Below are 15,952 nucleotides of genomic sequence, written 5' to 3'. Positions count from 1 at the left end.
CGCGGCGCGCTATAGAGACCATGTGCGGCTCGATATTTTCGCGGTTGGCTAAGAATAAAGGATTGAGGATGGCGGAACAGGCAACGGACCTCCGGCGGCAACTGGACGAAGCGCCGATGGGGCGGCTTCAGATCATTGCGATCATATTATGTGTTCTGCTCAATGCGCTGGACGGGTTCGATGTGCTGGCCATCAGCTTCGCGTCGCCCGGCATCGCGAAGGAATGGGGTGTCGATCGCGCTGCGCTTGGCCTCGTCCTCTCGATGGAACTGATCGGCATGGCGGTCGGATCGGTCCTGCTCGGCAATGTTGCCGACCGGATCGGACGACGCCCGACCATTATCTTCTGCCTCATCGTCATGGCGCTCGGCATGGGCGCGGCGACGCAGGCGTGGGACGTCATTTCGCTCTCGATCATCCGCCTGGCCACAGGCCTTGGCATTGGCGGGATGCTCGCCTGCACCAATGCGATGGTCGCCGAACTCGCCAATGCCCGCGCGCGCAGCCTGGCTGTCGCCATCATGGCGGCGGGCTATCCTGCGGGGGCGATCCTGGGTGGATCGGTCGCCTCCCAATTACTGGTCGCGGGCAATTGGCGCGACATCTTCCTGCTGGGCGGCATCGCCACGGCCCTCTTCCTGCCGTTCATCTGGTTCCTGCTGCCCGAATCGATCGGCTTCCTGCTGCAAAAGCGCCCCGCCAACGCCTTGTCGCGGATCAATGATGCGCTTGGCCGACTGGGCCAGCCGCTGATCAATGCCCTGCCCCCGGTTGATGCCGGCGCGCCCAAAGCCTCTTTCGCCGCGCTGTTCGCACCGGGCCTGGCGCGCACCACCATCCTGCTGACGCTGGCCTATTTCTGCCATATCATGACCTTCTATTTCATCCTGAAATGGGTGCCCAAGATTGTCGTCGACATGGGCTATGCGCCTTCGGCCGCGGGCGGTGTGCTGGTATGGGCCAATGTCGGCGGCCTGCTTGGCGCCTTGCTGCTGAGCGCGCTCAGCTGGCGGATCGCGATCCGGCCGCTCGTCATCATCGCCATGGTCGCCTCGACCTGTCTCGTTACCCTGTTCGGTCAGGAGCAGACGACGCTGCCGGGGCTCAGCCTGATTGCCGCCGCCGCCGGTTTCTGCACCAATGGCGCGGTCGTCGGCCTTTACGCGCTGGTTGCCCAATCCTTCCCGACCGCCGTGCGCGCCGGGGGGACCGGCATTGTCATCGGCGTCGGCAGAGGCGGCGCGGCGCTGGGCCCCATATTGGCGGGCTTGCTGTTCAGCCTCGATGTCAGCCTGCCCTGGGTTGCGTTCGCCATGGCGCTTGGATCGCTGATCGGCGCAGGCCTGCTCATCCCGCTGCGTCCCCGCCCCGCCTGACGCGCCCGCGCATGTCGGTCGACCCGGTCCCCAGCTTCTATCTTTATGGCGAACCGCAGCGCAGCGTGGCGGAAGGGTTCGTCCATGTCGAAAGTCTGGACGACCGATCCCGCCCCAGCGAATGGACGATCCGCCCGCACGTCCATCGCGATCTCCACCATATCATCCTGATCGCGCGGGGCGGTGGCGCGATGCAGGCCGAAGCCCACGAATTCCGGTTCGAGGCGCCCTGCCTGTTGCTGGTCCCGGCGGGAATCGTCCACGGTTTCACCTGGCATCGCGAATCCAGCGGCCATGTCACCACCATCGCGGCGGCCTATCTGCGCCATCTTGTCGCCCGCGACGCCGATCTCGCGCCACTCTTTGCCCATCCCCATGCGGTCATGCTGCCACAGGCGGAGGGCGACGCTGCCGAAGCGGCGATCGCGCGGATGGCGCAGGAACTGGGCTGGTCCGGCCCCGGCCAGCGCGCTGCGGTCGAATCCGCCCTGCTGCACCTCATGGTCCTGGCGCTGCGCCACGCTGCCCTCACCCAACAGGCGCAGCCCGGCACCGCGCGTCAGGCAGCGCTCGTCGCGCGGTTGCGCGAACGGATCGAACGGCGCTTCCGCCAGCGCGAGCCGGTATCGGAGCATGCCCGCGCGCTGGGCGTCAGCCTTACCGCCTTGCGGCACGCCTGCGCGCGCGTCGCGGGCACATCGCCCGCCCAAATGCTCGATGATCGTGCCTTGCTGGAGGCGCGCCGCCTGCTGCTTTATTCGCAAATGTCGGTGGCAGAGATAGCCTATGCCACAGGCTTTGAAGACCCCGCCTATTTCTCCCGCTTCTTCGCCCGCCATATCGGCCAGCCGCCCCGTGTCTGGCGCGCTGCCAGAGACGGTTGAACCCGCCCGCCCCCGGCCCTATGCGTGGCGCATGACCGTGGACAAGCTGACCGACCTGCTCGTGGCGAAATTGCTGCGCGACCATGGCAAGAGCAAACATCATTGGCGCACGCTGATCGGCCCGATCCGCCTCTACAGCCGCGCCACCCACCCCCATTGCAACTGGTCGGTCACGCCGACCGGCCCCTTTGCCGATGTCGCCCGGCTCGAAACCCTGCTCGACGAACTCAGGCTGGCGCATCCTTTCGTCACGGCCTGACACACGGAAAAGGCGCGGTCGGTTTCCCGCCGCGCCCTTCTTGCGACCCCGAAGGGATCTCCACTATACCAGTTGCTGCTCCAGCTCGCCCAGCACGCGATAGCAATCGAACACCTTTGCAACGCTCGAATTGGGTTCGCGGCCTTCACGGATCGCGCTGATGAATTCGCGGTCCTGCAATTCGATGCCGTTCATCGACACAGCGACGTTGCTGACGTCGATCGGCTCTTCCTTGCCGTTCACCAGATCGTCGTAGCGCGCGATATAGGTGCCAGTGTCGCCGATATAGCGGAAGAAGGTGCCTAGCGGCCCGTCATTGTTGAACGACAATGACAGGGTGCAGATGGCCCCGCTTTCGCTCTTCAACTGGATCGACATGTCCATCGCGATGCCCAGTTCCGGGTGGATCGGTCCCTGCATCGCATGGGCGGACACGATCTTGCCCGCCTGATAGGCAAACAGATCGACCGTATGCGCGGCATGGTGCCACAACAGATGGTCGGTCCAGGACCGCGCCTCACCCTTGGCATTGATATTCTTGCGGCGGAAGAAATAGGTCTGCACATCCATCTGCTGGATGTTCAGCTCACCTGCCGTGATGAGGTTATGGACATATTGGTGGCTGGGATTGAACCGCCGCGTATGGCCGACCATGCAGGTCAGCCCGGTTTCCTTTTGCTTGGCCAGCACCGCCTGCGCATCGGCCCAGCTGTCGGCCAGCGGAATTTCGACCTGGACATGCTTGCCTGCATCCATGCAGGCAATGGCCTGCGCCGCATGCATTTGCGTCGGCGTGCACAGGATCACGGCGTCGACATCATCGCGGGCCAATGTGTCCGCAAGGTCGGTGGTCGCATGACCGATGCCATATTTGTCGGCAATCGCCTGGGTCGCGTCCAGACGGCGCCCGACCAGCGACGTCACGCTCACGCCGTCGATATTCTTCAGGCCATCCAAGTGCTTTTCGCCAAAGGCGCCGGCACCAGCCAGGGCAATACGCATGGAAAACTACTCCATAATAAGCCCCTCCCTTTCAAGGGAGGGGGAAGGGGTGGGTGCGAGCGATGCGAGCCTGCACCCATCTTGAAGGGGGTTTACTCAGCCGCGATCGCGCTCACCGTTTCGCTTCCGGTCATGTCCAGCCCCTCGCCATTGTCGGGGCGCAACACCATATGGCCGATCGCGGTGTTGGAGCAGGGCACATGATAGTGGCGGTGCAACGCGCGGGTTTTCTTTCCCAGTGCGCCGCGCATCACCAGCCACATCACCATCTCGATGCCTTCGCTGCCGGTCTCGCGCAGATATTCGATGTGCGGGATACGGCGCAGATGGTCGCTGTCACCGATCAGGCCGTCCAGGAACATATTGTCCCATTCCTTGTTGATCAGCCCGGCGCGCGGCCCCTGCAACTGGTGGCTCATGCCGCCCGTGCCCCATATCTGCACGTTCAGATCTTCCGGGAAGCTGTCGACCGCCTTGGCGATCGCCTCGCCCAGCGCCCAGCAGCGATTGCCCGACGGCGGCGGATAGGTGACGACATTGACCGCCAGCGGCACGACCTTGCACGGCCAGGCGTCGGGCTTGCCGAACATCATGGACAACGGCACGGTCAGGCCATGGTCGACATCCATCTCGTTGATGATGGTCATGTCGAATTCGTCCAGCACCAGGCTCTGCGCAATATGCCAGGCCAGGTCAGGATGCCCCTCGACGTCGGGCACCGGGCGCGGACCCCAGCCCTCGTCCGCCGACTTATAGCGTTCGCCGCAACCAATGGCGAAGGTCGGGATGATCTTCATGTCAAAGGCGGACGCATGGTCGTTATAGACCAGGATGATGACATCGGGCTTTTCCGCCTTCTCCCATTCCCGCGTCCAGTCATAGCCGGCAAAGATCGGCCCGAAATAATCGTCGCGATCCTTGTCGAAATCGGACGCCACGCCCAGCAGCGGCACGTGGCTCGACGCCACACCAGCAGTTATCCGCGCCATTATCTGGCTCCTTCGTTGGTTTCGCCGCTCGACGCGGCGTTGGCCCTGATCGACCGCACGCCCTCTGGCGACCGGCCACCGTTCATCATCATTTCGCGATATTCGGGAAAGCTCATGTCGGTCATGGTGCTGACCGCTTCGGCGAACGGAATTCCGTCGGTCGAAAACAGCTTGGCCAGGAAATAGACATTGCCACCCAGGTCCAGGCAGCGATTATAGTCACGCGCCAGCAGGGCTTCCTTCTGTTCCTCGTTCAGCGGCCATTCGTCCAGATAGGCACGCTCGTCGGCCTTGAACCTTGCGCGATTCTCATCCTTCATCAGGCTCATCGCAAACTGGTTCATATGATATCCCTTGCGGGCGCGCGCCGCCGTATAGACGCGCGTGCCCGGAATATCCTCGAACTCGGCAAGATATTCGTGAATATCCTGATGCTTGGGATCTTCGGTGATCATAGTCCCCTCTCCTTCAATTTGGCGTCAAGCCGGGGAAAGACGCGACGGGCATTGCCCTCGAAAATGGCGGCGCGCTCGGCATCGCTGATGTCCAGCGCGTCGACATAGCGTTTGGTGTCGTCGAAATATTGGCCGGTGGTCGGATCGATCCCGCGCACTGCGCCCACCATTTCAGACCCGAACAGGATATTCTTGTTGTCGATCACGTCGGCCAGCAGGTCGATGCCTGGCTGATGATAGACGCAGGTGTCGAAAAAGATGTTGTTCATCAGATGGGTCGACAGATCGGGCTTTTTCAGCATGTCGGCCAATCCGCGATAGCGCCCCCAATGATAGGGCACCGCGCCGCCACCATGCGGGATGATGAAGCGCAGCGTCGGGAAATCCTTGAACAGATCGCCCTCCAGCAACTGCATGAAGGCAATCGTGTCCGCCGCGATATAATAGCCGCCAGTCGCGTGCATCGCCGGGTTGCAGCTGCCCGACACATGGATCATCGCCGGGACGTCCAGCTCGACCATCTTCTCGTAAAAGGGATACCAATATTTGTCGGTGAGCGGCGGATGGGTGAAATGTCCGCCGCCCGGATCGGGATTGAGGTTGCAGCCGATAAAGCCCAGCTGCGTGACGCACCGCTCCAGTTCTGCAATGCTGTTGCTCATGTCCGCCTTGGGCGACTGGGGCAGCATGCATACGCCGACGAAGGTTTCGGGGAACATCGCCACCACCCGCGCGATCAGGTCGTTGCAGCGGATCGCCCATTCCTTCGCCATCGCCTCATCGCCCACATGCGGGGCCATGGCCGACGCGCGCGGCGAAAAGATCGTCAGGTCCGCGCCGCGCTCCTTGATCAAACGCAACTGGTTCGCCTCGATCGTCTCGCGAATTTCCGCGTCGCTAATCTCCGGATAGGGCGGACACGGCGTCCCGGCCTTGAACGCGGCCTTCTGCTCTTCGCGCCAGGCATCATGCCCTTTGGGCAACACCGTATAATGGCCATGGCAATCGATAATCAGGCTCATCCGCGCTTGTCTCCAACTATCCTATCCAACGCCCCTCCCCTTATCGCGGCGCTCCCGCGAAGGCGGTCGCCCGGTTCGGGTGGCGGGACTGGACTCCCGCCCTGGCGGGAGCACATAAGTCTATTCCGCCGCCTCGCGCGCCACCGACGCCGAAGCAGAAATCATCCCAATCTTCGCCCCCAGACCCTCCGGGACCGTCGACGCCCGCAAAGCACCGATCGCCCGCTGCCGCTCGACCGTCCCGCGTGTCATCGCCGCGCCCGTGCCAAGCCCGTCGAGCGTCTTGACGACTTCCTCCATCTCGGCCGCGCGGCGCAGGCCATGCACCAGCATCCGGTCGAGATTATAATCGGCCCGCGCGTCCCACGGCCTCGCCTTCTCGCTCGCGTCGAGCGAGGCCAGCACCTCGTCCAGCACATCGGCCGCGTCCGCCGCCAGCACGCACTCGGCGGTCAGCGCTTCGATGCCCTTGACCATGACCGACCGGATCATCTTGATCGACGATGCCCGTCCGACGTCGGCGCCCACGACGCGCGTCCTGGCAAAACCCAGGGCCTGAAGCCCGGCCTCGGCCATCGGCGCCTTGTCGCCGCTCAGCAGCAATGGCACGTTCAGCCGCGCCGGATCGACCGGGGCCATCACCGCGACATCGACATAATGGGCGCCCGCCGCTTCGATCGCCTGCGCCGCTGCCTGCTTGGTCTGCGGCGCTACGCTGTTCAAATCACAGAAAATCGCGCCGGGCGCGATCAGCGCCGCCGCCGCTTCCGCCACGACAAGCGCCTGGTCCGCCGTCACCAGCGACAGGATCAGATTCACGCCGTCCAGCGCATCCTCGATAAAGTGCGCGGGCAGCACGCCCGCCTGCGCATAGGCAGCCAACATCGCTTCGCGCGTGGCCGCAGATTCGGTTTTGATGTCATAGACATGGGCAGCGGCCGCCCAGTCCCCCGCCAATGCAAAGGTGGACCCTGCTTCGCCAAACCCGATCAGACCGACTTCCTGCTCCATGAAAAGGGGGATGCCGGATTGTATGCCGAACGGCCAATCACATCCGGGGACAGGCTATAAGAATTTACGAATTTACTTCTCCCGCTGCCTGTTCGATCGCTGCCATGAATTGCTGCTGCAAGCGCGTCGGTCGCCAATCGGCCCGGCTCGTCAGGCCGATGGTGCGGCTGATCTCGCCGGGCGCCGGGCCAATATCCGCCACCATTCCGCTATCCAGTTCGACCCGCAACTGATCGACCGACAACAGGGTCAGATAGTCGCCGCTCACCAGCAATTGCCGCACCGTCATCACCGATCCGCATTCGATCGGAACCGCAGGCAAATCGCCGCCGAGCGCTGCGAACATCGCCCGCCACAACTGGCGCAGCGGCGTCCCTTCCGGCGGCAATATCCACGGAAAGCGGCGCAGGTCGTCGCCGTCCCATCCCTGCTCCAGCCTATGTCCCGCACGCGCAAAGATGGTCGGTCGATCCTCGAACAGGGGCTGCTGCACCAGATCCTGTCCGATCGTCGCATCGCGCAAGGCGCCGACCATCATGTCGATCTCGCCATCGCGCAGCGGCCCGACCAGTTCGGCATGCGACCCTTCCACGACCGAAATATCGACCTGCGGGGATTCGCGCCTGAAATTGGTGATCGCCAGCGGCAGCAGCCGCGCTCGGCTGAGCGGCATCGCGCCTACCAATATCCGGCCGCTTTCCTGCCCCCGAAGTTCGGCGATTTCCTCCAGCCCTTGCCGCAGTTCGGCCAGCGCGAGGCGCAACCGCCGTGCCAGGGCCACGCCGGCGCGGGTCAGCATCAGCCCCCGCCCCCGCCGCTCGGCCAGCCGCACCCCCAGCGCCAACCCCAGGTCGCCGACCGCGCGGTGCAGCGACGGCTCCGCTACCCCTACAATGGCCGCCGCCGCCGCATAGCTGCCAGCGCGCGCCAGCGCGACAAAGGCCCGGATTTGCGCCGCCGTCACCCGGCTGCTGCCGATCAGCCGCAACGCAACCTCGACACGCGGCCTGAACCGCAACGCCACGTCGGTCGGCACCATCCCGCCCGGCCGTCGCTCGAACAGCGGTACGCCCAATTGCGCTTCCAGCTTGGCGATCCCCTGCGTCACCGCAGGCTGCGTCAGGTTGACCGCCCGCGCCGCCAGGCTGACACTGCCCTGATCGACCACGGCGGCCATCGCGGCCAGATGCCGGATATTGAACTGATCAGCCTCCATTTTTGATAATTAGCAAAATTTTATGTGCCCGCGCCATAACCGATTTGAGCATTGCGCTGCATATGTCCATGTCACTGTCGGTTTTAGGAAAAGGATCAGCGCCATGTCCGGCATCGTCGTCCAGAATATCGAACGGGCGGAGCTTTCCGTCATTGACGGCCTCGCCCACTGCGGCGTCGCCACCGTCCATGAAGCCCAGGGCCGCACTGGCCTGCTCGCCCCCCATATGCGCCCCATCTATCCCGGTGCGCGCATCGCTGGCAGCGCCGTCACCATCTCCGCCCCTCCCGGCGATAACTGGATGGTCCACGTCGCGATCGAGCAATTGAAAGAAGGCGATATTCTCGTCCTTGCGCCGACCAGCCCCTGCACCGATGGCTATTTCGGCGACCTGCTCGCCACCTCCGCCCAGGCGCGCGGTTGTCGCGGCCTCATCATCGATGCAGGCGTCCGCGATCTGCGCGACCTGAAACAGATGAATTTCCCGGTCTGGTCCAAGGCTGTCCATGCGCAGGGCACGATCAAGGCTACGCTGGGATCGGTCAATGTTCCGATCGTCTGCGCCAACGCTCTGGTCAATGCGGGCGACGTCGTGATCGCCGACGATGACGGCGTCTGCATCGTCCCCCGCGCCGATGCCGCATCGGTGCTGGAAAAGGCGCAGGCGCGCGAAGCGGCCGAAGAAGCCAAGCGGGTCCGCCTCGCGGCGGGTGAACTCGGCCTCGACATTTACAACATGCGTCCGCGGCTTGAAGAAATGGGCCTCAAATATGTTTGATCGCGCCCGCGTCATGTGGATGCGGGGCGGCACGTCGAAGGGCGGCTATTTCCTCGCGGACGACCTGCCCGCCGACACCGCTGCCCGCGACGCCTTCCTGCTGCGCGCTATGGGATCGCCCGACCCGCGCCAGATCGACGGCATGGGCGGGGCCGATCCGCTGACCAGCAAGGTCGCGCTCGTCAAAAAGTCGCAGCGTGAAGGGGTCGATATCGACTATCTCTTCCTGCAGATCTTTGTCGATCAGGCGATCGTCAGCGACGCGCAAAATTGCGGGAATATTCTGGCGGGCATTGGCCCGTTTGCCATTGAACGCGGGCTGGTCCCCGCCCAGCAGGACGAAACCCGCGTCGCCATTTTCATGGAAAATACCGGCCAGATCGCCATCGCCACGGTCCAGACGCCCGGTGGCGTCGTCCGCTATGATGGCGAGGCAAGGATTGACGGCGTGCCGGGCAGCGCCGCCCCCGTCCCGCTGGAATTTCGCGACACCGCCGGCTCCTCCTGCGGCGCGCTGCTGCCCACCGGCAACGCCTTCGATACGGTCGAAGGCGTGCCGGTCACCCTGATCGACAACGGGATGCCCTGCGTCGTCATGAAGGCGAGCGATGTTGGCGTCACCGGCTATGAAGACCGCGATACGCTGGACAAGGATGCTGCGCTCAAAGCCCGGATAGAGGCGATCCGCCTGGCTGTGGGCGAACGCATGAACCTGGGCGACGTCAGGGAAAAATCTGTGCCGAAAATGATGCTCGTCGCCCCGCCCCGCAATGGCGGCGCAGTCACTGTGCGCAGCTTCATCCCCCACCGCGCCCATGCCTCCATTGGCGTTCTGGGCGCAGTCAGCGTCGCCACCGCCTGCCTGATCGAAGGGTCGCCCGCGGCCGAGGTCGCCAGCATCCCGGACGGCAATCGCAAGACGCTGTCGGTCGAACATCCGACCGGCGAAACCACCTGCGTCATGGAACTGGACGAAAGCGGTGCCGTCACCAGCGCCGCCATGCTGCGTACCGCCCGCAAGCTGATGGATGGAGATATTTTCGCATGACCGACCGCATCACCAGCTGGCACGGCAGCCCGTCCAGGCCGCTCTACACCCCGCCGCCCGGCGCGATCGATGCCCATTGCCATGTGTTCGGGCCGATGGCGGACTTCCCGTTCAGCGCGAAGGCGAAATATCTGCCACAGGATGCCGGGCCGGACATGCTGTTCGCCTTGCGCGACCATCTGGGTTTTGCCCGCAATGTGATCGTCCAGGCCAGTTGCCACGGTACCGACAATGCAGCGACGCTGGACGCTATCGCCAAATCCAACGGCAAAGCGCGCGGCGTCGCGGTGGTGGATCCGGCGATTTCCGACGCGGACCTTGCCGCCCTGCATGAAGGCGGGATACGCGGCATCCGCTTCAATTTCCTCAAACGCCTGGTCGATGACGCGCCCAAGGACAAGTTTCTGGAGGTTGCCCGACGACTGCCCGCGGGCTGGCATGTCGTCATCTATTTCGAGGCGGATATTCTGGAAGAATTGCGCCCCTTCATGAACGCCATCCCCGTGCCACTGGTCATCGACCATATGGGCCGCCCGGACGTGACCCAGGGGCCCGATGGCCCGGACATGAAGGCATTTCGCGCCTTCCTCGACAGCCGCGACGACATCTGGTTCAAGGCGACCTGCCCCGACCGGCTCGACCCGACCGGCGACCCATGGAACAGCTTTGCCGACGCGGTCGCCCCGCTGGTCGCCGACTATCAGGACCGGGTGCTGTGGGGCACCGATTGGCCGCATCCCAATCTGCAGGATGCCATTCCCGATGACGGCCATCTGGTCGACATGATCCCGCGCATCGCGCCCACCGCCGATCTGCAACGCAAGCTGCTGATCGACAATCCCATGCGTCTCTACTGGCCCGAAGAGATGCGCGCCTGACTGCGCATCGGGGTCAGGCACACAGCCTGATCCCGGTCAGGCAGAACGCAGGCGTGGAGTCTGCCGCGCGTCCCGATCCGCGCTGGCATTATACATCGTCAGAATGTCAGAGACTGGCATGGGTTTTCCGAAAAGATAGCCCTGCAATTCGTCGCATCCAGAAGCAGACAGAATGGCGGCCTGTTCTTCATGTTCGACCCCTTCCGCGACGACACGCATATCAAGTCCGCGGGCCAGGTTGATCGCGCCCGTTACCAGCAGGGTCGCCCTTTTGTCATGGGGAAGACCAGCAAGCAGGGATTTGTCGATCTTCACATGGCTGAACCCATAGGATCGCAGATAATGTATGCTCGTAAAACCCGTGCCGAAGTCGTCGAGCGCGATCGAAATACCCATCGCCTTGAACGCCTTGATCGCACGAATGGCGTTTTCCGGATGGGTCAGAAGATAGCCTTCGGTTATCTCCAGTTGCAGCCGATGGGGCGGGAACTTAGTCTGTTCCAGAACGTGGAGGATCTGCCGTTCAAATCCGGGATCGCGAAACTGCGCTGGCGATACATTCACGCTCAGCTTGACGTTGTCCCATGACAAAATATCGCGACAGGCGCGATCCAGCACGAACAGGCCAAGGGGATGAATTTGCCCCGTAAGCTCGGCAATCTCGATGACCTGTTGCGTATCGATCGGTCCGGCAGGGCGTCGTGGCCAGCGGATCAACGCCTCGACAGCGACGATCGCGCGCGTATTGGCATCGACCACCGGCTGATAGAAAACATCGAATTGCCTTTTCGCCAGCCTTTCGCCGATTTGCTGTTCAATCTCCAGCCGGTGCAGCCGACCCTGTTCGAAAGCCGCATCATAGACGGCGATCTCGCCCTTGCCGGACATTTTGACATGATACATCGCGGTGTCGGCGCGACGCAGCAATTCATGCGCGCTGACCAGATCGCCGTTTCCGGCCAGGCCAATGCTGGCGCCGACCTGCAATATATGCCGGTCCACCAGGATCGGTAGCGAAACCTCTTCGTTCACCCGCTGCGCGATCTCGGCAGCGACCCCAAGGGCGCCGGGCGTCTCGATGAGAATGACAAATTCATCGCCACCGACGCGCGCCAGCATGGCAAATGGCGGGCACAGGGCGCGAAGGCGCTCGCTCAGGCTACGGATCAGGCAGTCGCCGGCCTGATGCCCATGCATATCATTGATGTCCTTGAAGCCATCCAGGTCGATGAAGATGACTGCCAGTCCATCGGCCACCTGACTTTGGCGCCCTTCCACCACATCCAGTTGCGCCAGCAATTGACGTCGGTTGGGCAGTTCGCTCAGGGCATCGGTCAACGCAATCCGGCGATTTTCCTCGCTCAACTGTTCGGTTTCCGCCTGACGGCCCCGCAGGTCGCGTTCCGAACGAACAAGCTGGGAGAAATCCAGATTATAGCGATGCGTAACGACCATCATACCCGCACCGACAAAGCCCAGGACGACTGCCTCCACGAGCATGCGACCCTCGTCTGCCCAACTGAAGAACATCACGAAGGACAAAGTGCTTACGACGGCGACACGCATGGCCGCAGCACGCAGCGACATCAGGCAAAAGACGCAGCTGACCTGCGTCAGGGCCAGAAAGAAGGTCAGATGACCACGAGCATAGGCGCTCCCGCCATCATATATCCATATACACCATAATTCGAAGGCCAGCGTCATGATCACGGCCAGCGTGCAGGTGCGTTTGATATATCCGGCTATCTGCTCGTCGGTGAAATTGTCGCCGCGCGATTGGCGCATCCACCAGATTGCCCTGGTCAAAGCGAGGGTACATATGAAAAGCGGCGTAATGGCCGTCTTGAAAATCATGTCGGGTCGAAAGAAATCGACCCAGATCGCGACCGCATTGAATATCAATATGATATAGAGAAGCGGCATCTGCTTGGAAAAAGACTGAAACTGCGCGCGCAACAGGTCTCTGTCATCGGTGTCCAGCTTGAAAAGACCGGCAAGCGCTGACACTGGAACCACCCTCTCTAATCGGCGCTGAGATCGCTCATGTTAAACGCGCACATTAGGGCCATGCCGTTAATAATGGATGAAATTATAGGATCATCCTAAGCTGGACGATCTGCGGGATTTCAGGATTGGTGCGACAGCCCTCATTCCTCACTATCGCTTGGATGACGCGCTGATTTCTGGCCAAGCGAATATGCCAAAGCCGCAGCTATTGTGTCACCCGTATCAGGGCTGATCCTCGCGGAAGCGATCCATCTGGTGCATCCGCTCATGAAGGATCGTGACGATCCCCACGGCACCATCGTTCAACACACGCCAATAGATATAATGATGCTCGAACCGGCAGTAATAGCCGTCCACGCCAAACTCTGCCGGGATCACCCGCCAGGCCGCGTCTCGTGTCGCAATGGCCTCGAACTGGGCGAACAAGGCGCGAATATAGCGATCGGCCTGCGCTTCACCCCATGTGTCGCGCGTATAGACATAGATTTCGTCCAGCCTGCGGCCCGCCGCGTCCTGTACCCGGAATGCCGCCATCAGCGTCAGGCGCGACGATTGCGGGCGATTACCGCGTCTGCATCCAATATCTCGTAACTTGCCTCCGGCGCGGAGAAGGCGCGCGCCAGCTCGGCTTTCAGCCGGGCGAAGCGATCGGCCTCTACCCGTTCCTTGTCGCGGCGGATCAGATCACGGACATATTCGCTGACATTGTCATAGGCTCCGGTGTCACTGACATTGGCAGCAACAAAGTCACTCAGCGCGCCGCTTACACGTACATTAAGTGTCATCGGTCTGGACATGGCGACCCCTTCCCGTCCTCAATATAATGGATATCGAGGACGGATCAAGCAGCTTGATGGTTCGGTTCGAAGCCCCCTCCCCCTTTTGACACAGCCTGACTGTCGGGCAGGCGGGCCGGGCCATGGCGGCTCAGACCGTTATTCAAGCGGTTCGCCGTCCCAGGTTTCGGTATCTATCTGCGCCTGCGCCGCGCGGGGATAGCGCGGGCCGGATACAGCCTCGAAGGTGAACAGCGCATCGACCGCCGCGAGCGTCTCGGCAGGCAGGTCGATCGACAGCGTCGCCATATCCTCGTCCAGATGGGCGGTGCTGGTGGTGCCGGGGATTGCCACGACATAAGGGCGGCGCGACAGCACCCAGCCAAGCGAGAGTTGCGCCATGGTGCAGCCGGCATCTGCGGCGATCCGGCCGAAGGCGGCAGCAAGCTGAAGATTATGGGGCAGGTGCGGCGGGTGGAAGCGCGGCATGGAGGCGCGGACATCGCCCTCCTGCACCCCCTCTGGCCCCACCCCGCCAGCCAACACACCGCGCGCGACAGGCGAAAAGGCGACAAAGCCGACGCCCAGTTCGCCGCAGGCGTCCAGCACAGCCACTTCAGCGTTGCGGCTCCAGGGCGAATATTCGGTCTGCATCGCCGCTATGGGGTGAACCGCATGAGCGCGGCGCAGCGTCGTGGCGGACATTTCCGACAGGCCGATGGCACCGATTTTGCCAGCCTCGACAGCGCGCGCCAGCGCACCGACCGACTCCTCGATCGGAACATTGGGATCGAGCCGGTGGAGATAATAGAGATCGATATGATCGACATTCAACCGCCGGAGCGAATCTTCCAGCGTGGCGGTGATTGCCTGGGGCGATCCGTCAATACCGCGCTTGCCATCCTTCCCGCCCAGCACGCATTTGCTGGCGAGGACAAAGTCGTCGCGCCGGTGCATCAGGGTACGGCCCAACAGTTCCTCATTCGCGCCAAAGCCGTACAGCGCCGCGGTGTCGAAAAAGTCGACGCCGATGTCGAGCGCGTGGCCCAACAGCCGTTCCGCCTGGGCAGGTTCGGGCCGGGGCAGGTAGGCATGGCTCAAATTCATGCAGCCAAGGCCGATGGCCTTGACCGTGAATGGACCAATGGTGCGGGGCGACAGCGGGGCGCTCATATCGGGGCAATGTCCTGTGTCTCTTGGGGGTTGGCTTCCCATAGCGAGGCTTAGCGGCCCGAGGCTATGGGTTTTTCTTGGCTTGACCGCAAAAGACGGCGATAAACTCGTGGTATCGGGCTGAATGGAAGGACAGTGACATGACGCAGGACGCTGACAGGAAGGGCGCCACCGCCTACCCCCGCGCGGTGCTCGATTTGTTTGACGCTTATGTGCATGGCGCGATCGACCGGCGCGGCTTTGTGACCCAATGCGCCGTGCATGTCGGCAGCGCGGCGGCGGCCACGACGATGCTGGCGGCGCTCAGCCCCGATTTCGCACGCGGACAGGTGATCAAACCCGACGACAAGCGGATCATCATCAGCCATGTGGATATCGCTTCACCCGCTGGCAACGGGACGGTGCGCGCCTATGTTGCGCGGCCAGCGGCAAAGACCACCGCAAAGCTGCCCGTCGTCATCGTTGCGCATGAAAATCGCGGCCTTAACCCGCATATTGAGGATATTGCCCGGCGGCTGGCGGTCGATGGCTATATGGCGGTTGCGCCGGACGCCCTGACAACGATCGGCGGCTATCCGGGCGACGAGGACAAGGCGCGCGCTGCCTTTGCCACGCTGGACCGGACCAAGATTGGCGAGGATTTTGTCGCCGCGGCAACCCACGCGCGCACCATGGCGGGCAGCAACGGCAAGATCGCGGCAGTCGGCTTCTGCTTTGGCGGTTGGATCGCCAATCTGCTGGCAACACGCCTGCCTGACCTGCGCGCGGCCGTGCCCTTCTATGGCAGCCCGTCCGCACTGGCCGAGGTGCCGAAGATCAAAGCGCAACTACTCATCCATTATGCCGGCAATGACGCGCGGACCAACGCAGCATGGCCCGAATATCAAGCGGCGTTGAAGCAGGCCGGAACGCACTACAAAGCCTATATCTACGAGGGCGCGGAGCATGGGTTCAACAATGATACGACCCCGCGTTTCGACAAGGCGGCGGCCGATCTTGCCTGGGCGCGGACTTTGGCGCTGCTCCGGCAGACGATTAGCTGAACGGAGGCAGGGGCGATCAGTACCTTGATCGTTTC

General features: G+C 62.8%; 18 protein-coding genes (1 of these 18 running past the window's edge). 8 read left to right on the top strand and 10 right to left on the bottom strand.

All coding sequences use genetic code 11. The annotated features are described in order from the left end of the window. The 4 genes in view from AC07X9_RS19800 to AC07X9_RS19785 are tightly spaced (at most 31 nt apart) and all read left to right on the top strand, a layout consistent with a single transcriptional unit that may run on beyond the window. Nucleotides 1-52: the end of a DUF3237 domain-containing protein gene (locus tag AC07X9_RS19800; RefSeq protein WP_017181933.1), read on the top strand. The gene continues 509 nt to the left of window position 1, outside the view; only the last 52 of its 561 coding nucleotides appear in the window; its start codon lies off the left edge, out of view; the stop codon is at nt 50-52. 16 nt (nt 53-68) lie between these two features. Continuing rightward, complete coding sequence (locus tag AC07X9_RS19795) at nt 69-1,376, top strand: MFS transporter (RefSeq protein WP_017181932.1); 1,308 nt, start codon at nt 69-71, stop codon at nt 1,374-1,376. 11 nt (nt 1,377-1,387) lie between these two features. Then, the gene (locus tag AC07X9_RS19790) at nt 1,388-2,260 is read left to right on the top strand and encodes a helix-turn-helix domain-containing protein (RefSeq protein ID WP_017181931.1); all 873 of its coding nucleotides are present in this window, start codon (nt 1,388-1,390) and stop codon (nt 2,258-2,260) included. A 31-nt stretch (nt 2,261-2,291) separates the two neighbouring features. Beyond that, nucleotides 2,292-2,519, top strand: a complete 228-nt coding sequence (locus AC07X9_RS19785) for a hypothetical protein (protein ID WP_017181930.1) — start codon at nt 2,292-2,294, stop codon at nt 2,517-2,519. A gap of 63 nt (nt 2,520-2,582) precedes the next feature. On the opposite strand, the gene AC07X9_RS19780 is transcribed toward AC07X9_RS19785, so the two are convergent. The 6 genes from AC07X9_RS19780 to AC07X9_RS19755 all read right to left on the bottom strand — a co-directional run bounded on the left by AC07X9_RS19780 (nt 2,583) and on the right by AC07X9_RS19755 (nt 8,214). After that, the gene (locus AC07X9_RS19780) at nt 2,583-3,521 is read right to left on the bottom strand and encodes a Gfo/Idh/MocA family oxidoreductase (RefSeq protein ID WP_017181929.1); all 939 of its coding nucleotides are present in this window, start codon (nt 3,519-3,521) and stop codon (nt 2,583-2,585) included. A 92-nt stretch (nt 3,522-3,613) separates the two neighbouring features. Continuing rightward, a complete protein-coding gene (locus AC07X9_RS19775; protein WP_017181928.1) occupies nt 3,614-4,510 on the bottom strand; it encodes a class III extradiol dioxygenase subunit beta in 897 nt (298 codons plus the stop codon). Beyond that, nucleotides 4,510-4,965: a protocatechuate 4,5-dioxygenase subunit alpha gene (gene ligA, locus AC07X9_RS19770; protein WP_017181927.1), complete on the bottom strand. Its 456-nt coding sequence runs from the start codon at nt 4,963-4,965 to the stop codon at nt 4,510-4,512. Before ligA ends, AC07X9_RS19775 begins: the two co-directional genes overlap by 1 nt. Beyond that, nucleotides 4,962-5,987, bottom strand: coding sequence for an amidohydrolase family protein (locus AC07X9_RS19765; RefSeq protein WP_017181926.1), 1,026 nt, complete (start codon nt 5,985-5,987; stop codon nt 4,962-4,964). Before AC07X9_RS19765 ends, ligA begins: the two co-directional genes overlap by 4 nt. Nucleotides 5,988-6,107: 120 nt before the next feature. Next, nucleotides 6,108-6,998, bottom strand: coding sequence for a DUF1932 domain-containing protein (locus AC07X9_RS19760; RefSeq protein ID WP_017181925.1), 891 nt, complete (start codon nt 6,996-6,998; stop codon nt 6,108-6,110). A 64-nt stretch (nt 6,999-7,062) separates the two neighbouring features. Further along, nucleotides 7,063-8,214, bottom strand: coding sequence for a LysR family transcriptional regulator (locus tag AC07X9_RS19755; RefSeq protein WP_017181924.1), 1,152 nt, complete (start codon nt 8,212-8,214; stop codon nt 7,063-7,065). A 103-nt stretch (nt 8,215-8,317) separates the two neighbouring features. On the opposite strand from AC07X9_RS19755, the gene ligK reads away from it, so the two are divergent. From ligK to AC07X9_RS19740, 3 genes are read left to right on the top strand one after another with little or no spacing between them, the layout of a single operon-like run. After that, a complete protein-coding gene (gene ligK / locus AC07X9_RS19750; protein WP_026002182.1) occupies nt 8,318-8,992 on the top strand; it encodes a 4-carboxy-4-hydroxy-2-oxoadipate aldolase/oxaloacetate decarboxylase in 675 nt (224 codons plus the stop codon). Further along, a complete protein-coding gene (locus AC07X9_RS19745) occupies nt 8,985-10,040 on the top strand; it encodes a 4-oxalomesaconate tautomerase (protein WP_017181921.1) in 1,056 nt (351 codons plus the stop codon). Before ligK ends, AC07X9_RS19745 begins: the two co-directional genes overlap by 8 nt. Further along, nucleotides 10,037-10,918: an amidohydrolase family protein gene (locus tag AC07X9_RS19740; RefSeq protein ID WP_017181920.1), complete on the top strand. Its 882-nt coding sequence runs from the start codon at nt 10,037-10,039 to the stop codon at nt 10,916-10,918. Before AC07X9_RS19745 ends, AC07X9_RS19740 begins: the two co-directional genes overlap by 4 nt. A 36-nt stretch (nt 10,919-10,954) precedes the next feature. Here AC07X9_RS19740 and AC07X9_RS19735 read toward each other — a convergent pair whose 3' ends face one another. From AC07X9_RS19735 to AC07X9_RS19720, 4 genes are all read right to left on the bottom strand, one after another. After that, nucleotides 10,955-12,925, bottom strand: coding sequence for a putative bifunctional diguanylate cyclase/phosphodiesterase (locus AC07X9_RS19735; RefSeq protein ID WP_086486113.1), 1,971 nt, complete (start codon nt 12,923-12,925; stop codon nt 10,955-10,957). A 222-nt stretch (nt 12,926-13,147) separates the two neighbouring features. Continuing rightward, nucleotides 13,148-13,459, bottom strand: a complete 312-nt coding sequence (locus AC07X9_RS19730; protein ID WP_086486114.1) for a type II toxin-antitoxin system RelE/ParE family toxin — start codon at nt 13,457-13,459, stop codon at nt 13,148-13,150. Between the two features lie 5 nt (nt 13,460-13,464). Beyond that, a complete protein-coding gene (locus AC07X9_RS19725; protein WP_017181917.1) occupies nt 13,465-13,710 on the bottom strand; it encodes a ribbon-helix-helix domain-containing protein in 246 nt (81 codons plus the stop codon). A gap of 150 nt (nt 13,711-13,860) precedes the next feature. Beyond that, complete coding sequence (locus AC07X9_RS19720; protein WP_017181916.1) at nt 13,861-14,874, bottom strand: aldo/keto reductase; 1,014 nt, start codon at nt 14,872-14,874, stop codon at nt 13,861-13,863. Between the two features lie 140 nt (nt 14,875-15,014). Here AC07X9_RS19720 and AC07X9_RS19715 point away from each other — a divergent pair, with 140 nt between their 5' ends. Continuing rightward, nucleotides 15,015-15,917, top strand: coding sequence for a dienelactone hydrolase family protein (locus AC07X9_RS19715; protein WP_017181915.1), 903 nt, complete (start codon nt 15,015-15,017; stop codon nt 15,915-15,917). Nucleotides 15,918-15,952 lie beyond the last annotated feature (35 nt).

It is taken from the genome of Sphingobium sp. GW456-12-10-14-TSB1, assembly GCF_059424385.1.
Note: the sequence above shows the minus strand (reverse complement) of the source record. Positions and strands in the feature narration are given on the sequence as shown.